Origin of the sequence: Paraburkholderia sp. J94 (assembly GCF_905220285.1) — a bacterium.
In the GTDB taxonomy this organism is placed as follows: domain Bacteria; phylum Pseudomonadota; class Gammaproteobacteria; order Burkholderiales; family Burkholderiaceae; genus Paraburkholderia; species Paraburkholderia tropica_A.
The window spans coordinates 303,013-318,303 of sequence record NZ_CAJMZH010000009.1; the positions used below are offsets into that span (position 1 = coordinate 303,013).

Genomic DNA, 15,291 nt, shown 5'->3' on the forward strand with positions numbered 1-15,291 from the left:
GCTTTCGCGCCGTAAGGTGTCTGTCGGTAACATTTGGATATTTGAGATGCGGGGTTTTTGCCGATGGTGGATCCGCCTGGCGTCTGCGTCAAACCGAAAAAATCGCCGAAGTCTCCACGATTGATCTGAAATCCACACCGTATCGACGGGTCAAGGTGCGCGCATCAAGGTGTGTGCGCATGCTTCGATCTCGGTCCGACTCGATCGACTTTTTCCCTTGTTGATGTGCTGCCCTTGCCCGCGTGGCCGGGCTTGCAGGGAGTTCGCTGCGGATGCAGCGCGCGCTCGCGAAAAAGTCGAATAGTCATTTCGATTCGCTACGCAAGGCAGACGCGAATGCGCCACTTAGACTGACCGACCGCCGCGTGATCGGCGTGACCCTCTTCGTGAAAATTAATAAGGACTACAAACGTGAAGAATTTTCTGATGGGCGTGATGGCTTGCACCGTCATGAGCGCCGCGCCCGTGTGGGCCGGATTGGGCGGCGCGCCCGCTTATCCGTCGGCACAGCGTGCGCCTGCCGTGCGCACGATGGCGGCCGCGAACGGCGTTGCCGCGTCCTACACGGTGACCACGGCCACGCTCGATAACGGCACCGTGATTCACGAATATCTCGACAGCGCGGGCACGGTGTTCGCCGTGTCGTGGCGCGGACCGCGCGTCGGTTCGCTGGAGAGCTTGCTCGGCAGCTACTTTCCGGCGTGGCAAAAAGGTCTCGCCGACGCCCGCGCCGCGCGCGGCGGCGGTCATGGTCCCGTCTCGATGCATGGTGCGGATCTGGCCGTCGAAGCGGGCGGCCACATGGGTGCGCTGACGGGCCGCGCGTGGCTGCCGAAAGCGCTGCCGCAAGGCATGAACGCAGATCAAATTCAATGAGCGGGAGCGAGACGATGAACAAGATTCTTATGGCGTCGGCGCTCGCGCTGAGCGTTGCACTCGCGGCCTGCGGCGGCGGTGGAGGCGGTGACGGCGATAACGCGTCGGGCAATGCGGCGGTGTCCAATGGCAGCACGTCGTCGGGCAGCGGCGCTTCGGGTTCGGGGACGAACTCGGGCACGAACTCGGGAACGTCCGGCTCCGGCAGTTCCGCGAGCAGTGGCAACAGCGGCAATAGCGGTAGCAGCGGCAGCGGTGGCAGCAGCGGCTCCGGCAACAGCAATTCGACGAGCGGCAATTCGGGCTCGGGATCGAGCACATCGTCGGGAAGTTCGGGCTCGTCGGGTTCCTCAGGTTCTTCGGGCTCAGGTTCTTCGGGTGGCGATACGTCCGGCAGCGGCACCTCCGGCGGCGGCACTTCGGGCGGCGACACCTCCGGCAGCGGTTCGTCGAGCGGCGGCAGCTCGGACAGCGGCTCTGGCGCCGACATCGGCAACACGATCGCCGTGCGCGTGTCGTCGGCGAGCAGCGTGCTCAATTTCCCGCTCGTGAGCGTGACGATCTGCCAGCCAGGCAGCAGCGCCCAGACGAAGTGCGCGACGATCGACAACGTGCTGCTCGATACCGGCTCGTTCGGCCTGCGCCTCTACGCGTCGACGATCCCGTCCGACACGCTGGCGGCGCTGCCGATCCAGCGCGACGCCGCGAGCGGCAACAACGTCGCCGCGTGCGGCGTGTTCGGCTCGGGCTACACGTGGGGCAGCCTGCGTAGCGCCGACGTGAAACTCTCGCGCGAAGTCGCCGCCTCGGTGCCGATTCAGGTGATCGGCGACCCGGCCATCGCGTCGAGCGCGCCGTCGTCGTGCGTCTATAACTCGTCGCTCAATACGGTGAGGGCGCTCGGCGCGAACGGCATTCTCGGCGTGGGCGTCGCGCGCCAGGACTGCGGCGCGGCTTGCGTGAACACGGCGCAGGCCGGCTATTACTACGCGGACGCCGCGCCGGCCACGCCCATCGCCATGCCGCTCGCGAGCCAGGTGACGAATCCCGTCGCGCTGTTCCCGGTCGACAACAACGGCCTGATCGTCGATATGCCCGCGATCGACGCGAGCGGCGCGCTCACGGCGTCGGGCACGGTCATCTTCGGTGTCGGCACCCAGTCGAACAACGCGCTGCCGGGCGCGGCCGCCACGATCCTCACGACCGACCGCTGGGGCAACTTCCTCGGCAGCGTCGCGGGCGGCGCCACCGTGGCCGCCTTCATCGACTCGGGCTCGAACACGCTGAGTTTCGAGGACTGGGCGCTGCCGCAATATCAAGGCTTCTATGCGCCCGTTTCGGTGATCCAGCGCTCGCTCGCACTGTCCGACGTCACGGGCGCGGCGACAACGGCCAGCATGGGCATCGACAACGCGCGCACGCTGCTGTCGACGAAATTCATGGCGTTCAGCACGATCGGCTCGTTCCTCGCGCAAACGCTCGATCTCGGCATGCCGTTCCTCTATGGCCGGCGCGTCTGGTACGGCATCGAAGGGACGCGCTCGGGTGGGAGCGTCACGGGGCCTTATGTGAGTTTCGCCGCGCGTTAAATCCGCTCTGAATTAACTGGCATAAAAGGCGCACTCATCTGGTGCGCCTTTTTTATTCAAATTACGCTGAAAAGGTTTTCATTAAAAATGTAAAACGTATTTGCAAAGCATGATTTATTCCGGTGATTATTCGCACAGTGTGCAAAGTTCAATCATGTATTTGTAAGCCGGTTATCCTTCTCCGATATAGCCCTAAAAAATCGACGAAACCAAACGTTTGCCTCAGAGGAAACCCTTAGTCAAGGTCTCCAGATTGTGGGCCGTTATAGCGCTGGTAGGACTAGCCGCCAGAAGCCGGTCCTTTTGCCCGATTAGAAAATGCGAATTTTTAAGGGCAGAAAAAATTACTGAGAGCAGCGTGCGATTTGCACGCTTGATGTGAATTGCGCGCCACGACCACGAGGGAAATAACGATGGAACATTCGACGCCCGAGCGTCAGCTCGAACTCATCGAGCTGAGCGCGGTCACCGCTGCGCTCAATCGCGTGCAGGCCGTGATCGAATTCGATCTGCACGGCATCATCCTGCACGCCAACGAGAACTTTCTCGCGACCGTTGGCTATACGCTGGAAGAAGTGCGCGGCAAGCACCATCGAATGTTCTGTGATCCTGACTATGCGCGCGGCGAAGCGTATCGCCTGTTCTGGGAGCGCCTCGCCCGCGGCGAATTCGATCGCGGCGAATACCGGCGTCTGGGCCGCGACGGCCGCGAAATCTGGATCAACGCATCGTACAACCCGGTGTTCGGCGAGGACGGCCGACCGTACAAGGTCATCAAGTTCGCCACCGACATCACGGCGATCAAGCAGCAACATGCCGAGTACGAAGGCCGTCTGCGCGCGATCGACAAGGCGCAGGCCGTGATCGAATTCGACACGCAGGGCATCGTGCTGCAGGCGAACCAGAATTTTCTCGACACGCTCGGTTATCGGCTCGACGAAATTCAGGGCAAGCATCACCGCATGTTCTGCGAGGAGACGTATGCGTGCAGTCCCGACTACGCCGAATTCTGGGCTAAGCTCAATCGCGGCGAATTCGATGCGGGTCGTTACAAGCGCGTCGGCAAGGGCGGCCGCGTGGTGTGGATCCAGGCGACCTATAACCCGATCTTCGACGTGAACGGCCGCCTCTACAAGGTCGTGAAGCTCGCCAACGACGTGAGCGCGCAAGTCGAACTCGAAGAGAGCGTGAAGCGCCGCGCAGAAAGCGACCAGCGCAAGGTGGCGACGCTGCTCGACGTGGTGCGCAATGCGGCGGCGGGCGACCTCACGGGCAAGGTGGACGTGACCGGCGACGATCCCATCGACCAGCTCGCGGCGGGCATCAAGAGCATGATGAGCGACCTTTCGAGCGTGATCGGCAAGGTGGTGGAGTCGGCGGGCACGTTCAAGGATTCGTCGCAGGACATCGCGGCGCGCGCGGACACCGTTGCGGGCGGCGCGCAACTGCTCGGCGCGACGGTCGAGGAAATGAACGCCTCGATCGAGGAACTGACCGCATCGATCAACTCGATCGCCGACAACTCGCGCGGCGCGGACCAACTCGCCAAGGACACGCAGCAGGAAGCGGAGCGCGGCGCGAAAGCGGTGGGCCGCTCGATCGAATCGATGGAGCTGATCAACCGCTCGTCGGAAGATATCGGCGAGATCGTCAAGGTGATCGGCGAGATCGCCAGTCAGACCAATCTGCTCGCCTTCAACGCGGCGATCGAGGCCGCGCGTGCGGGCGAGCACGGCCTCGGCTTCTCGGTGGTCGCCGACGAAGTGCGCAAGCTCGCCGAACGCTCCTCGCAGGCGACCAAGGAAATCTCCAAGCTCATCAACGAATCGGTCAAGCGCGTCGCGCAAGGCAGCGAGATCTCGAAGCAGGCGGGCGAGGCGTTCGAGCGCATTCTCTCGGGCGTGAGCCGCACGACGCAAGCCATTTCCGAAATTTCCTGCGGCGCGGACGAGCAGTTGATCGCCGCGCGCGAAGTGGCCGCCGCGATCCAGCAGGTGGCCGAGGAGACCGAGAAGTCAGCGGGCGCGTGCGACACCATCGCGCGCGCAGCGGCATCGCTCAAGGGCGGCGCGGAAGGACTCGACACGACGGTTGCGCGCTTCGTCGTTTGACGGGCAGGAGGCAGCAGTGGATATCGATAAGGATGCCGAAGCGTCGGTGCAGCGCGCATTGTTCGAGCAGGTGAGGCGGCACACCGGCATCGCCATGAACGAGCGCAAGTGGACCATGCTCAAGGGCCGTTTGCGCCGGCGCGTGATGGCGCTGGGCCTGCCCGACTATCGCGACTATCTTCAGGTGCTCGACAGCAACGTGGACGAAGTGCGCGATTTCATCGACCTCGTGACGACCAACGAGACTTCGTTCTTCCGCACGCCGCGCATCTGGGAGTATCTGTCCGAAGCGTTCTTGCCGTACTGGTATTCGCAGCAGACGGGCGCGCCGTTGCGCATCTGGTCGGCGGCGGCGTCGAGCGGCGAGGAAGCGTGGTCCACGGCCATGCTCTGCGAGGAATTTCGCGCGCGCCAGCCGTCGTTTCGCTACGCGATCGTCGGCACCGATATCTCGGACGGCATTCTCGCCACCGCGCGCGCGGGCCGCTACCAGGGCCGCAGTCTCGAAGGCCTGCGCCTGCATCATCCCGCGCTCGCGCAGAAGTATCTGCGCAGCGACGGCGAATGCGCGAGCGTGACCGATGCGCTGCGTGCGAACGTCGCGTTCCGGCAGCACAACCTCTACGCGCTGCCGCGCGATCTCGGCCTGTTCGATCTGGTGCTGCTGCGCAACGTGCTGATCTATTTCGATCAGGAAGGGCAACAGGCGGTGCTCGCGAACGTGCGCCGCGCGATGCGGCCCGACGCTGTGCTGATCGTCGGCGAGTCGGAATCGTTGAGCCGCATGGCGACGGATTTTACCTTCGAGCAGCCGCTCATCTATCGCAACGGAAACCACAACGAGGAACGCGACCATGAGCACGCGTGACGTGCAAGTGCGGATGTGCGAGATCGCGGTGAGCAGTGCGGACGACGCGAAGATCCTGCGCGCGACGCTCGGCTCGTGCGTGGGCATCGGCCTGTTGTGGCGCGCGCGCGGCACGTATGGACTCGCGCATTGCCTGCTGCCGCAGCCCGTGGGCAGCACGCGCGCGCCGGGCGCGGCGCAGACGGGCAACGGCGCGAAATACGTGGTCGAGGCGCTGCCCGCGCTGATCGCGATGATGGGCGCCGACGCCGCGCAGGACGGCGAAATCGAAGCGGTGCTCGCGGGCGGCGCGAACATGATGCATCACCGCACCACGCTTCATGAGCCGATCGGCGATCTCAACGTGCGCATGGCCCAGAATCTGCTGGCGGGCGCGCGCGTGCGCGTGGTGCATGTCGACGTGGGCGGCGAGTGCGGGCGTCAACTGACCATCGACTGCGAACAGCATCATTACGCCGTGCGCCACTTCACGCGTCCGGCATGAACGCGCGTGAGTGCTGAAAAGTCGTTCGCATAACGAATCAAGGAGCTTCACGATGAATCATCGTGCGCTGGCGGTGGGCGGCAAGCTGGAGCTATACGGGTCGTTTCACCTCGCGGGCACCGAGCTGGCGTTGCCCGTGGCGTCGCTCCAGGAAGTTGTCAATCATCCGGGCACGCTCACGCCGGTGCCGCTCGCGCCGTCGTATCTGCTCGGCCTGTTCAACCTGCGCGGCACGCTGATTCCCGTGGTCGATCTGCGCCAGTTGCTGAATCTGCGCGACGAAGGCGTGACGGGCGTGCGCAAGATCGCGATTGTCGAAGCGGCGGGCGGGCGTGTGGGCCTGCAATTCGACGCGACCGGCGAAATCCTGCGCGTGCCGAAGGAGCAGGTGATCGCGATCGAGATGGCCGAGGGCAGCGCGCCTTCGGCGATCGGCGCGGTGCTCAAGCTCGATGGCGGCGAGCGCATTTTGCAGGTGTTGTCCGCCGACGCGCTGCTGCGTCTGCGCGACGTGCCGCATCTGGCCGAGCCCGCCGCGCGCTCGATCGAGCGCCGCGCGCAGCAAGGGCAGCGGCGGCAGAACGTTTCGTTCAAGGTGGGCGGCACCGCGCTCGCATTGCCGATGGGCGCGATCCAGGAAATCATTCGCGTGCCCGCGCTCCAGCAGTCGCCGCTCGCCGACGACGTGTGCATCGGCATGCTCAATCTGCGCGGCGCGACCGTGCCGGTGCTCGATTTCGGCCGCTTCCTCGGCTTTGCGCGCGCGCCGGAGGGCGCGACGTCGGCCGATGACCGGCGCATCGTCATCCTGCATCGCGAGGATCTGTATTTCGGCTTGCTCGTCGACGAAGTGGCGAGCATCGTCGCCTATCGCGAGGACGAGTTGTTGCCGATGCCGTCTTACGGCGCTGCGCATCGTTCGCTGTTCGCGGGCTATCTCGCGGCGGAAGGCGCGGAAGGCGCGAGCGGCGTCCTGCTCGTCAACGCCGATGCGCTCTACGCGAACGCGCGCGTGTCGTCGCTCGCGGCGGGGCATCGCGATCTCTATCGCAAGGCCACGGAGACGGCCAGCGTCGCGCAAAAACGCGGTACGGGCACGCGTCAGACGCTCGTGACGTTCCGCATCGGCCAGTTGCTCGGCGTGCGGATTACCGAGTTGCGCGAGGTGATCGACTATCGCCACGACACGGTGAAGACGCCGGGCCTGCCTGCGTTCGTGCGCGGCGTGCTGAACCTGCGCGGCGTGCTCGTGACGGTGATCGACGTGCGTGCGATGTACGCGATGCCGCCGTACGAGGATCTGTCGCGCGCGAAGATCCTGATCGTCGAGCATCACGGCGACAAATACGGACTCCTTGTGGATTCCGTCGAGGATATCGTGACGCTGAAAAGCGGATCGCAACTCGCGATGCCCGCCATGCTCACGCGCGCGGCGGGCGCGAACGTGCGCAGCGACATGCGCGAGGCCGTCGAATTGCCCGGCCAGGGCACGCTGATGCTGCTCGATCCCGCGTCGTTGTGCGAGCGCGTGGCGCAGGAAGCCGCGACGGTTTGAATTCAGGCGTCGAGTGCGAGCGTGGCGAAAGTGGCGAGCCAGTGCTCGCCCATGTAGTCGCCCGCAACGTGTTCGAGCGCCGCGTCCAGATGCGTCTGCGCCGCTTCGCGCAACGCATCGGCGCGCGGATCGTTCGCGGGCAAGGCGCGCGCGAGCGTGCGCTGGCACCACGCGCGGCTCAGATTCAGGCCGTCGAGATGCGCGATCTTGCCGTCGCTGCGGTCGCTCACTGTAGCCGGGATAAAGAGCGTGGTGGGTTCGCGATTCGCCAGCGCGGGCAGAAAGCGCGCGAACCACGGTGCGAATTCATCGGCGCGCAACACGCGGCTCATCAACACCGCTTCCATCAATGACGGCGACAGAAACTCGTCGCCAGACGGCTCCCATGCCTGGCAATCCGCATCGTTTTCATGCCAGCGTCGTGCGGTTCGCTCAATCAGTGTTGCCAGCGAGTCGCGCTGCGTTTGGCGTGCGAAATCCAGCGCGAGAGTGAGCGCGAACGCCGTGTTGAAATGCGTGCCGACGCGCAGCGGATAAGTCGATATCGGCAGAAATTCCTCGAAGCGCTCGACGAAGGTCTCCGTGAGCGGCGCAAGCGCGCGCGACCAGCGCGCGGCCTCGGGCGTCGTCGTCGCGTGCAGTTGCGCGGCGAGCGCGAGCAACCAGGCCCAGCCATACGGACGCTCGAAGCCACGGTTATGCGGCAGGTCGAGATAGGCGCGCTCGGCGGCCATGTTTGCATCGGTGAAATGTTCGTCGATGACGGCGACGATGCGCGACGCTTCCGGTAGATCGGGGAAGCGGTCGAGCAGATGCGCAATGAGCCAGTAGCCGTGCACGCACGAATGCCAGTCGTAGCTGCCGTAGAACACCGGATGCAGCGCGCGCGGCGTCTGCACGTCCTGCGGACCCGCGAGTGCGTGGGTGAGCTTGTTCGGATATTCGCGCGTGAGATGCGCGAGTGCGAGCGAGGCGAAGCGCGAGGCCTGCGAAGCGGTGAGCGTGGACATGAGCGTGGCGTGCATGGGCGATGTCGCGAGAGCGCCAGCTTAGCGTGATTCGCTCAGCGCTTCACGATGTGCGTTCGCGCTCCAGCCGCCGCATCGCCTCGCCCACGTCCTGACTGAATTGCGCGAGCGCAGCCAGTTCGATGTTGGGCGGTTGCAGCGCGCTCCACAACACGTTGGCGAGCTGTTCGGCGGTGGCCGCGATATCGGTGCGGCGATTGGCGAGCGTCGCGTCCCAGAGCACGTGTTCCATCGGACCGAATACCAGCGAGCGCAGCAGACGCAGCGGCATGTCGTTGCGAATCTGCCCGCATTCCTGACCGCGCGCGAGCACGCGCATGAGCGGCGCCGTGTAGCGGCGCTGCATTTCCACGAGCGCCTCGCTCAGATCGTGATGGCGCGTGCGCCCCTCGGACAGCACGAGTTCGCAGATGCCGGTGCCGCTCTCCAGCATCAGTTGCAGATGCATGCGCACGATGAAGGTGAACTGCTGATGCACCGTGCCGTCGCGCGGCAGCCCGGCTTCGATCGCCTCGATCGATTCGTCGTACCAGTCGCCGATCACGCGCGCGCACAGTTCGCGCTTGCCGCGGAAATAGCTGAACACGGTGGCTTCCGAAATGCCCAGGCGCTGCGCGATCTCGGCCGTGGTGGCGCGCGCGTAGCCTTTTTCGGAGAACACCGCGCGCCCCGCTTCGAGGATCTCCTTGACGCGCTGCTGGGACTTGCGCCCGGCCGGCTGGCGGCGCGACGCGGGCAGGACGGGATGGGCGGTGGCGGTCATTCTGAGTCAGATTCACTTCTGTGCGGATTTGCCGCCGATTATGCACGATTCCGTCGACGATTCAAGGCGTTTATGGCGGCTCCACGCACGCTAAATCCGAAATCTGAGTGATGCTCAAAATCCCCTATTGACGTTAACGTAAATGTGGCGTGAAATGTGTGACGAAGAGGACAGCATGCGCCCCACGCGGCCAGGCCCGCGCCCGCACACAGGAGACAGACAGATGAGCAACGTACCCGGTTTGCAGTTCCCGCTCGGCGAAGAAATCGAAATGCTGCGCGACAGCATTGCGAATTTCGCGGCCCGGGAGATCGCCCCGCGCGCGGGCGAGATCGACCGCACCGACCAGTTCCCCATGGATCTGTGGCGCAAGTTCGGCGACCTGGGCGTGCTCGGCATGACCGTCGCGGAGGAGTACGGCGGCGCGAACATGGGCTACACGGCGCACATGGTGGCGATGGAGGAGATCTCGCGCGCGTCGGCGTCGGTCGGTCTGTCGTATGGCGCGCATTCGAACCTCTGCGTGAACCAGATTCACCGCAACGGCACCGAAGCGCAAAAGCGCAAATATCTGCCGAAGCTCCTGTCCGGCGAGCACGTGGGCGCGCTCGCGATGAGCGAGCCGAACGCAGGCTCGGACGTGGTCAGCATGAAGCTGCGCGCCGAGAAAAAGGGTGACCGTTACGTGCTCAACGGCACCAAGATGTGGATCACCAACGGCCCGGATTGCGACACGCTCGTGGTCTATGCGAAGACCGATCCGCAGGCGGGCGCGAAGGGCATCACGGCCTTTATCGTCGAAAAGGGCATGAAGGGCTTTTCGGTTGCGCAGAAGCTCGACAAGCTCGGCATGCGCGGCTCGCACACCGGCGAACTCGTGTTTCAGGACGTGGACGTACCCGAAGAGAATATCCTCGGTCAGCTCAACGGCGGCGTGAAGGTGCTGATGAGCGGGCTCGACTACGAACGCGCCGTGCTCGCGGGCGGCCCCACCGGCATCATGGCCGCGGTCATGGATTCGGTCGTGCCGTACATTCACGAGCGCAAGCAGTTCGGCCAGGCTATCGGCGAATTCCAGCTCATTCAGGGCAAGGTCGCCGACCTCTACACCACGTATCAGGCGTGCCGCGCGTATCTCTACGCCGTGGGCCGTCAACTCGATACGATCGGCAAGGAGCACGTGCGCCAGGTGCGCAAGGACTGCGCGGGCGTGATTCTCTACACCGCCGAAAAGGCCACGTGGATGGCGGGCGAAGCCATTCAGATTCTCGGCGGCAATGGTTACATCAACGAGTATCCGGTCGGACGTCTCTGGCGCGACGCGAAGCTCTACGAAATCGGCGCGGGCACGAGCGAGATTCGCCGCATGTTGATCGGCCGCGAACTGTTTGCGGAAACGATGTAATCCTAACTATCGCCCAGAACGATTCAGACAGGAAGCCCCGATGCCGATCATCGAATCGAAGCTCAATCCGCGCTCGGACGATTTCAAGGCCAACGCCGCCGCGCTCGATGCGCTCGTCGCCGACCTGCGCGAGAAGATCCAGAAGCTCTCGCTCGGCGGTGGCGCGGCGGCGCGCGACAAACACGTGTCGCGCGGCAAGCTGCTGCCGCGCGAGCGCATCGCGCAACTACTCGATCCGGGCACGCCGTTTCTCGAACTCTCGCAGCTCGCCGCCTACGGCATGTATAACGACGACGCGCCGGGTGCGGGCGTCATCACCGGCATTGGGCGCATCGCGGGCCAGGAGTGCGTGATCGTCTGCAACGACGCCACGGTGAAGGGCGGCACGTACTATCCCGTCACGGTGAAGAAGCACGTGCGCGCGCAGGAAATCGCGCAGGAAAACCGCTTGCCGTGCGTCTATCTCGTCGACTCGGGCGGCGCGAATCTGCCGAATCAGGACGAGGTCTTTCCCGATCGCGATCACTTCGGCCGCATCTTCTACAACCAGGCGAATCTGTCCGCGCAGGGCATTCCGCAGATCGCCGTGGTGATGGGTTCGTGCACGGCGGGCGGCGCGTATGTGCCCGCCATGAGCGACGAATCGATCATCGTGAAGAATCAGGGCACGATTTTTCTCGGCGGCCCGCCGCTCGTGAAGGCGGCGACCGGCGAGGAAGTGAGCGCCGAAGATCTCGGCGGCGGCGACGTGCATACGCGGCTGTCGGGCGTGGCCGATCATCTCGCGCAGAACGACGCGCATGCGCTCGCGATCGCGCGTTCGATCGTCGGCAATCTGAATCGCGTCAAGACGCCTTCGCTCGCGTTGAAGGAACCGCTGCCGCCGCGCTACGACGCACAAAGTCTCTACGGCGTGATTCCCGTCGATACGCGCAAGCCCTTCGACGTGCGCGAAGTGATCGCGCGTATCGTCGACGACTCGGCCTTCGACGAATTCAAGGCGCGCTACGGCACCACGCTCGTCACGGGCTTCGCGCATATCTGGGGGCATCCGGTCGGCATCGTCGCGAACAACGGCATTCTGTTTTCGGAGTCGGCGCTCAAGGGCACGCACTTCATCGAACTGTGCTGCCAGCGCAAGATTCCGCTCGTGTTCCTGCAGAACATCACGGGCTTCATGGTGGGCCGCAAGTACGAGAACGAAGGCATCGCGCGCAACGGCGCGAAGATGGTGACGGCGGTGGCCACGGCGAAGGTGCCGAAGTTCACGGTGATCATCGGCGGCTCGTTCGGCGCGGGCAACTACGGCATGTGCGGGCGCGCGTATTCACCGCGTTTCCTGTGGATGTGGCCCAACGCGCGCATTTCGGTGATGGGCGGCGAGCAGGCCGCGTCGGTGCTCGCGACGGTGCGTCGTGACGGGATCGAAGCGAAGGGCGGTGCGTGGAGCGCGGAGGAAGAAGAGGCGTTCAAGCAGCCGATCCGTGATCAATACGAACGCCAGGGGCACCCGTATTACGCGAGCGCGCGCCTCTGGGACGACGGCGTGATCGATCCCGCGCAAACGCGCGATGTGCTCGGTCTCGGGCTCTCGGCCACGATGAATGCGCCCATCGAGGAAACGCGCTTCGGCGTGTTCCGCATGTGAGCGCAGCCACGGAGAAGACATGACGATGCAAAACATGCCGAACGTGCAATATGAAACGTTGCTCGTCGACGTCGCGGAGCACGTCGCGACGGTCACGCTGAATCGCCCCGACGTGCGCAACGCGTTCAACGAAACCATGATCGCCGAAGTGAGCGCCGCATTCACGGCGCTCGGCGCGCGCGACGACGTGCGCGCGATCGTGCTCGCGGGCAACGGCAAGGCCTTCTGCGCGGGCGCGGACCTGAACTGGATGCGCAAGATGGCCGGCTATTCCGACGCGGAAAATCGCGCCGACGCGATGGGCCTCGCGCAGATGCTCGCGGCCGTGTATCGCTGCCCGAAGCCGGTGATCGCGCGCGTGCAGGGCGACGCCTACGCGGGCGGCATGGGCCTCGTCTGCACGGCGGACATCGTGGTGGCCGCGGACACGGTGAACTTCTGCCTCTCCGAAGCGCGCCTCGGTCTGATGCCCGCGACCATCGCGCCGTATGTGATTCGCGCGCTCGGCGAGCAGGCATCGCGCCGCTATTTCGTCACGGCGGAGGCCTTCGATTGCGCGACCGCGCTGCGCCTCGGCCTCGTGAGCGAGGCGGTGAGCGCCGCCGATCTCGACGCCACCGTGCAGCGCCTCGCGCAGACGCTCTGCGCGAACAGCCCGAACGCGGTGCGCGAGTGCAAGCAGCTCGTGCAGGACGTCGCGAGCGCGCCCATCGACGACGCGCTGATCGCCGATACGGCCGCGCGCATCGCCCGCATCCGCGCGAGCGACGAGGGCCGCGACGGCGTGTCGTCGTTCCTGGAAAAGCGCACGCCGCGCTGGCGCGCCTGATTGCTGTGCAAGCCCAGATATCGCGAGACCATTCATGTTCAACAAGATTCTGATCGCCAACCGGGGCGAGATTGCCTGCCGCGTCGCGGCTACGTGCCGCCGTCTCGGCGTGAAAAGCGTGGCCGTGTATTCGGATGCGGACGCGAACGCGAAGCACGTGGCCGCCTGCGACGAAGCCGTGCATATCGGCGAGGCGAGCGCGGCGCAGAGCTATTTGCGCATCGAGCGCATCATCGCCGCCGCGAAGGCAACCGGCGCGCAGGCGATTCATCCGGGCTACGGATTTCTTTCGGAGAACGAAGACTTTGGCCGCGCTTGCGAGGAAGCGGGCATCGTCTTCATCGGGCCGCCGGTGGACGCGATTGCGGCGATGGGTTCGAAGGCCGCCGCCAAGGCGCTGATGCACGCGGCGGCGGTGCCGCTCGTGCCCGGTTATCACGGCGACGATCAAGATCCCGCGCTGCTCCAGCGCGAAGCCGATGCGATGGGTTATCCCGTGCTGCTCAAGGCGAGCGCGGGCGGCGGCGGCAAGGGCATGCGCGTGGTCGAGCGCAGCGAGGATTTCGGCGCGGCGCTCGCGTCGTGCAAGCGCGAGGCCGCGAGCAGTTTCGGCAACGACCGCGTGCTGATCGAAAAGTATTTGCAGCGTCCGCGTCACGTGGAAGTGCAGGTGTTCGCCGACCGGCATGGCGGCGCGGTCTATCTGTTCGATCGCGATTGTTCAGTGCAGCGCCGTCACCAGAAGGTGCTCGAAGAAGCGCCCGCGCCGGGCCTCGCCGACGACGTGCGCCGCGCGATGGGCGAAGCCGCCGTGGCGGCCGCGCGCGCGGTGAATTACGTGGGCGCGGGCACCGTCGAATTCATCATGACGGGCGCGAGCTTCTACTTCATGGAGATGAACACGCGCTTGCAGGTCGAGCATCCAGTGACGGAAATGGTCACGGGACTCGATCTCGTCGAATGGCAGTTGCGCGTGGCGGCGGGCGAACCGCTGCCGCTCGATCAGACGCAGCTCGCAGTGACGGGGCACGCGCTCGAAGCCCGCATTTATGCGGAGAATCCGGCGCGCGGCTTCCTGCCGTCGACGGGCACGCTCAAGCATCTGCGCATGCCGGAGGGCGTGGAGTTCCGGCTCGGCGACGCGGGGCAGCGCGCGCATGTGCGCATCGACAGCGGCGTGCGCGAAGGCGACACGATCACGCCGTTCTACGATCCGATGATCGCGAAGCTGATCGTGCATGGCGCCACGCGCGCCGACGCGCTCGCGCGCATGCAGCGCGCGCTGGAAGCCTGCGAGGTGGTGGGGCCGAGCACGAACGTCGAGTTCCTGCATCGGCTCGTGACGTGCGAACCGTTTGCGAACGCCGATCTCGATACGGGCCTGATCGAGCGTCATCACGACGCGCTGTTCGCGCCGCAGCGGAAGCCGTTGCGCGAGGCGCTGGCGCTGGCGTGCGCGGCGCTACTCGGGCGGGAGGGCGGCGCGTCGAACACGGCGTCGCCGTGGCAGGCGCTCGCGCACTGGCGGCTCAACAGCGGCTTCACGCAGACCTTCACGTGGCGCGACACGGAAAACGATGCGTCGATCGAAGTGGCGTTCGCGCACGACGGCGGCGCGCAGACCATTGCCTGCGCGGGCAGCGACGAGCGCTTCACATGGTGGCGTGGCCAGGGCGCGGACGAATACGGCGCGACGGTCGGCGACACGCGCGTGACGGGGCGCGTGTTCATCGACGGTGACGTGTTTCATGTGTTCTGTCTGGGCGCGGCGCTGTCGTTCGAATGGCAGAACCTGCTGGCGCATGCGGCAGACACCGAGCACGGCGAAGGGCGTCTCACGGCGCCGATGCCGGGCAAGGTCATCGCGGTGCTGGTCGAGCCCGGCGCGGTGGTCGAAAAGGGCACGCCGCTCATCGTCATGGAGGCGATGAAGATGGAGCACACCATCGGCGCACCGGCAGCGGGCAAGGTGACCGAAGTGCTTTACGGCGTGGGCGATCAGGTCGCGGACGGCGCGCAACTGCTGATGCTCGAAACCGAATGAGGCGATTGGCGCGATTACCGCGATTACCGCGATTACCGCGACTGTCGCGGCGGATGTTTTGACGCGTGAGAGCGTATGACCCTGGGGCGTT

General features: G+C 65.2%; 12 protein-coding genes. 10 read left to right on the forward strand and 2 right to left on the reverse strand.

Going from position 1 to position 15,291, the window contains the following annotated elements; all coding sequences use genetic code 11:
* The first annotated feature begins 411 nt into the window (after window positions 1-411).
* The 6 genes from U4Y88_RS21300 (at window position 412) to U4Y88_RS21325 (ending at window position 7,483) form a co-directional block, all read left to right on the forward strand.
* Complete coding sequence (locus U4Y88_RS21300) at window positions 412-876, forward strand: DUF2844 domain-containing protein (RefSeq protein WP_310632780.1); 465 nt, start codon at window positions 412-414, stop codon at window positions 874-876.
* 14 nt (window positions 877-890) lie between these two features.
* Entirely contained in the window at window positions 891-2,465 is a 1,575-nt protein-coding gene (locus tag U4Y88_RS21305) for a DUF3443 family protein (protein ID WP_321786149.1), read from the forward strand.
* 413 nt (window positions 2,466-2,878) lie between these two features.
* Window positions 2,879-4,576, forward strand: coding sequence for a methyl-accepting chemotaxis protein (locus tag U4Y88_RS21310; protein ID WP_321786151.1), 1,698 nt, complete (start codon window positions 2,879-2,881; stop codon window positions 4,574-4,576).
* Between the two features lie 16 nt (window positions 4,577-4,592).
* A complete protein-coding gene (locus tag U4Y88_RS21315) occupies window positions 4,593-5,444 on the forward strand; it encodes a CheR family methyltransferase (protein WP_224014457.1) in 852 nt (283 codons plus the stop codon).
* A complete protein-coding gene (locus U4Y88_RS21320; RefSeq protein WP_224014455.1) occupies window positions 5,431-5,928 on the forward strand; it encodes a chemotaxis protein CheD in 498 nt (165 codons plus the stop codon). The genes U4Y88_RS21315 and U4Y88_RS21320 overlap by 14 nt, the downstream gene beginning before the upstream one ends.
* Before the next feature lie 52 nt (window positions 5,929-5,980).
* Window positions 5,981-7,483 (forward strand): chemotaxis protein CheW, encoded by a 1,503-nt coding sequence (locus U4Y88_RS21325; RefSeq protein ID WP_321786153.1) that lies wholly within the window; start codon window positions 5,981-5,983, stop codon window positions 7,481-7,483.
* 2 nt (window positions 7,484-7,485) lie between these two features.
* On the opposite strand, the gene U4Y88_RS21330 is transcribed toward U4Y88_RS21325, so the two are convergent.
* Both U4Y88_RS21330 and U4Y88_RS21335 read right to left on the reverse strand, forming a co-directional pair.
* Window positions 7,486-8,508, reverse strand: coding sequence for a DUF2891 domain-containing protein (locus tag U4Y88_RS21330; protein ID WP_321786155.1), 1,023 nt, complete (start codon window positions 8,506-8,508; stop codon window positions 7,486-7,488).
* 46 nt (window positions 8,509-8,554) lie between these two features.
* Complete coding sequence (locus U4Y88_RS21335; protein WP_224014452.1) at window positions 8,555-9,274, reverse strand: TetR/AcrR family transcriptional regulator; 720 nt, start codon at window positions 9,272-9,274, stop codon at window positions 8,555-8,557.
* A gap of 223 nt (window positions 9,275-9,497) precedes the next feature.
* Between U4Y88_RS21335 and U4Y88_RS21340 the strand changes: the two genes are divergently transcribed.
* The 4 genes from U4Y88_RS21340 to U4Y88_RS21355 are packed head-to-tail and all read left to right on the forward strand — an operon-like array spanning window position 9,498 to window position 15,200.
* Window positions 9,498-10,679, forward strand: coding sequence for an isovaleryl-CoA dehydrogenase (locus tag U4Y88_RS21340; RefSeq protein ID WP_321786157.1), 1,182 nt, complete (start codon window positions 9,498-9,500; stop codon window positions 10,677-10,679).
* A 40-nt stretch (window positions 10,680-10,719) separates the two neighbouring features.
* Window positions 10,720-12,327, forward strand: coding sequence for a carboxyl transferase domain-containing protein (locus U4Y88_RS21345; protein WP_224014449.1), 1,608 nt, complete (start codon window positions 10,720-10,722; stop codon window positions 12,325-12,327).
* Between the two features lie 43 nt (window positions 12,328-12,370).
* On the forward strand, window positions 12,371-13,156 hold the full coding sequence (locus tag U4Y88_RS21350; protein WP_321786280.1) for an enoyl-CoA hydratase/isomerase family protein: 786 nt from the start codon (window positions 12,371-12,373) through the stop codon (window positions 13,154-13,156).
* 34 nt (window positions 13,157-13,190) lie between these two features.
* Window positions 13,191-15,200: an acetyl/propionyl/methylcrotonyl-CoA carboxylase subunit alpha gene (locus U4Y88_RS21355; RefSeq protein WP_321786159.1), complete on the forward strand. Its 2,010-nt coding sequence runs from the start codon at window positions 13,191-13,193 to the stop codon at window positions 15,198-15,200.
* The last annotated feature ends 91 nt before the right edge of the window (window positions 15,201-15,291 follow it).

Excerpts from the sequence above, each read along its gene's own strand:
- U4Y88_RS21305 (WP_321786149.1), top strand. The coding sequence starts at position 891 with ATGAACAAGATTCTTATGGCGTCGGCGCTCGCGCTGAGCGTTGCACTC.
- U4Y88_RS21310 (WP_321786151.1), top strand. The coding sequence starts at position 2,879 with ATGGAACATTCGACGCCCGAGCGTCAGCTCGAACTCATCGAGCTGAGC.
- U4Y88_RS21320 (WP_224014455.1), top strand. The coding sequence starts at position 5,431 with ATGAGCACGCGTGACGTGCAAGTGCGGATGTGCGAGATCGCGGTGAGC.
- U4Y88_RS21325 (WP_321786153.1), top strand. The coding sequence starts at position 5,981 with ATGAATCATCGTGCGCTGGCGGTGGGCGGCAAGCTGGAGCTATACGGG.
- U4Y88_RS21330 (WP_321786155.1), bottom strand. The coding sequence starts at position 8,508 with ATGCACGCCACGCTCATGTCCACGCTCACCGCTTCGCAGGCCTCGCGC.
- U4Y88_RS21335 (WP_224014452.1), bottom strand. The coding sequence starts at position 9,274 with ATGACCGCCACCGCCCATCCCGTCCTGCCCGCGTCGCGCCGCCAGCCG.
- U4Y88_RS21340 (WP_321786157.1), top strand. The coding sequence starts at position 9,498 with ATGAGCAACGTACCCGGTTTGCAGTTCCCGCTCGGCGAAGAAATCGAA.
- U4Y88_RS21345 (WP_224014449.1), top strand. The coding sequence starts at position 10,720 with ATGCCGATCATCGAATCGAAGCTCAATCCGCGCTCGGACGATTTCAAG.
- U4Y88_RS21355 (WP_321786159.1), top strand. The coding sequence starts at position 13,191 with ATGTTCAACAAGATTCTGATCGCCAACCGGGGCGAGATTGCCTGCCGC.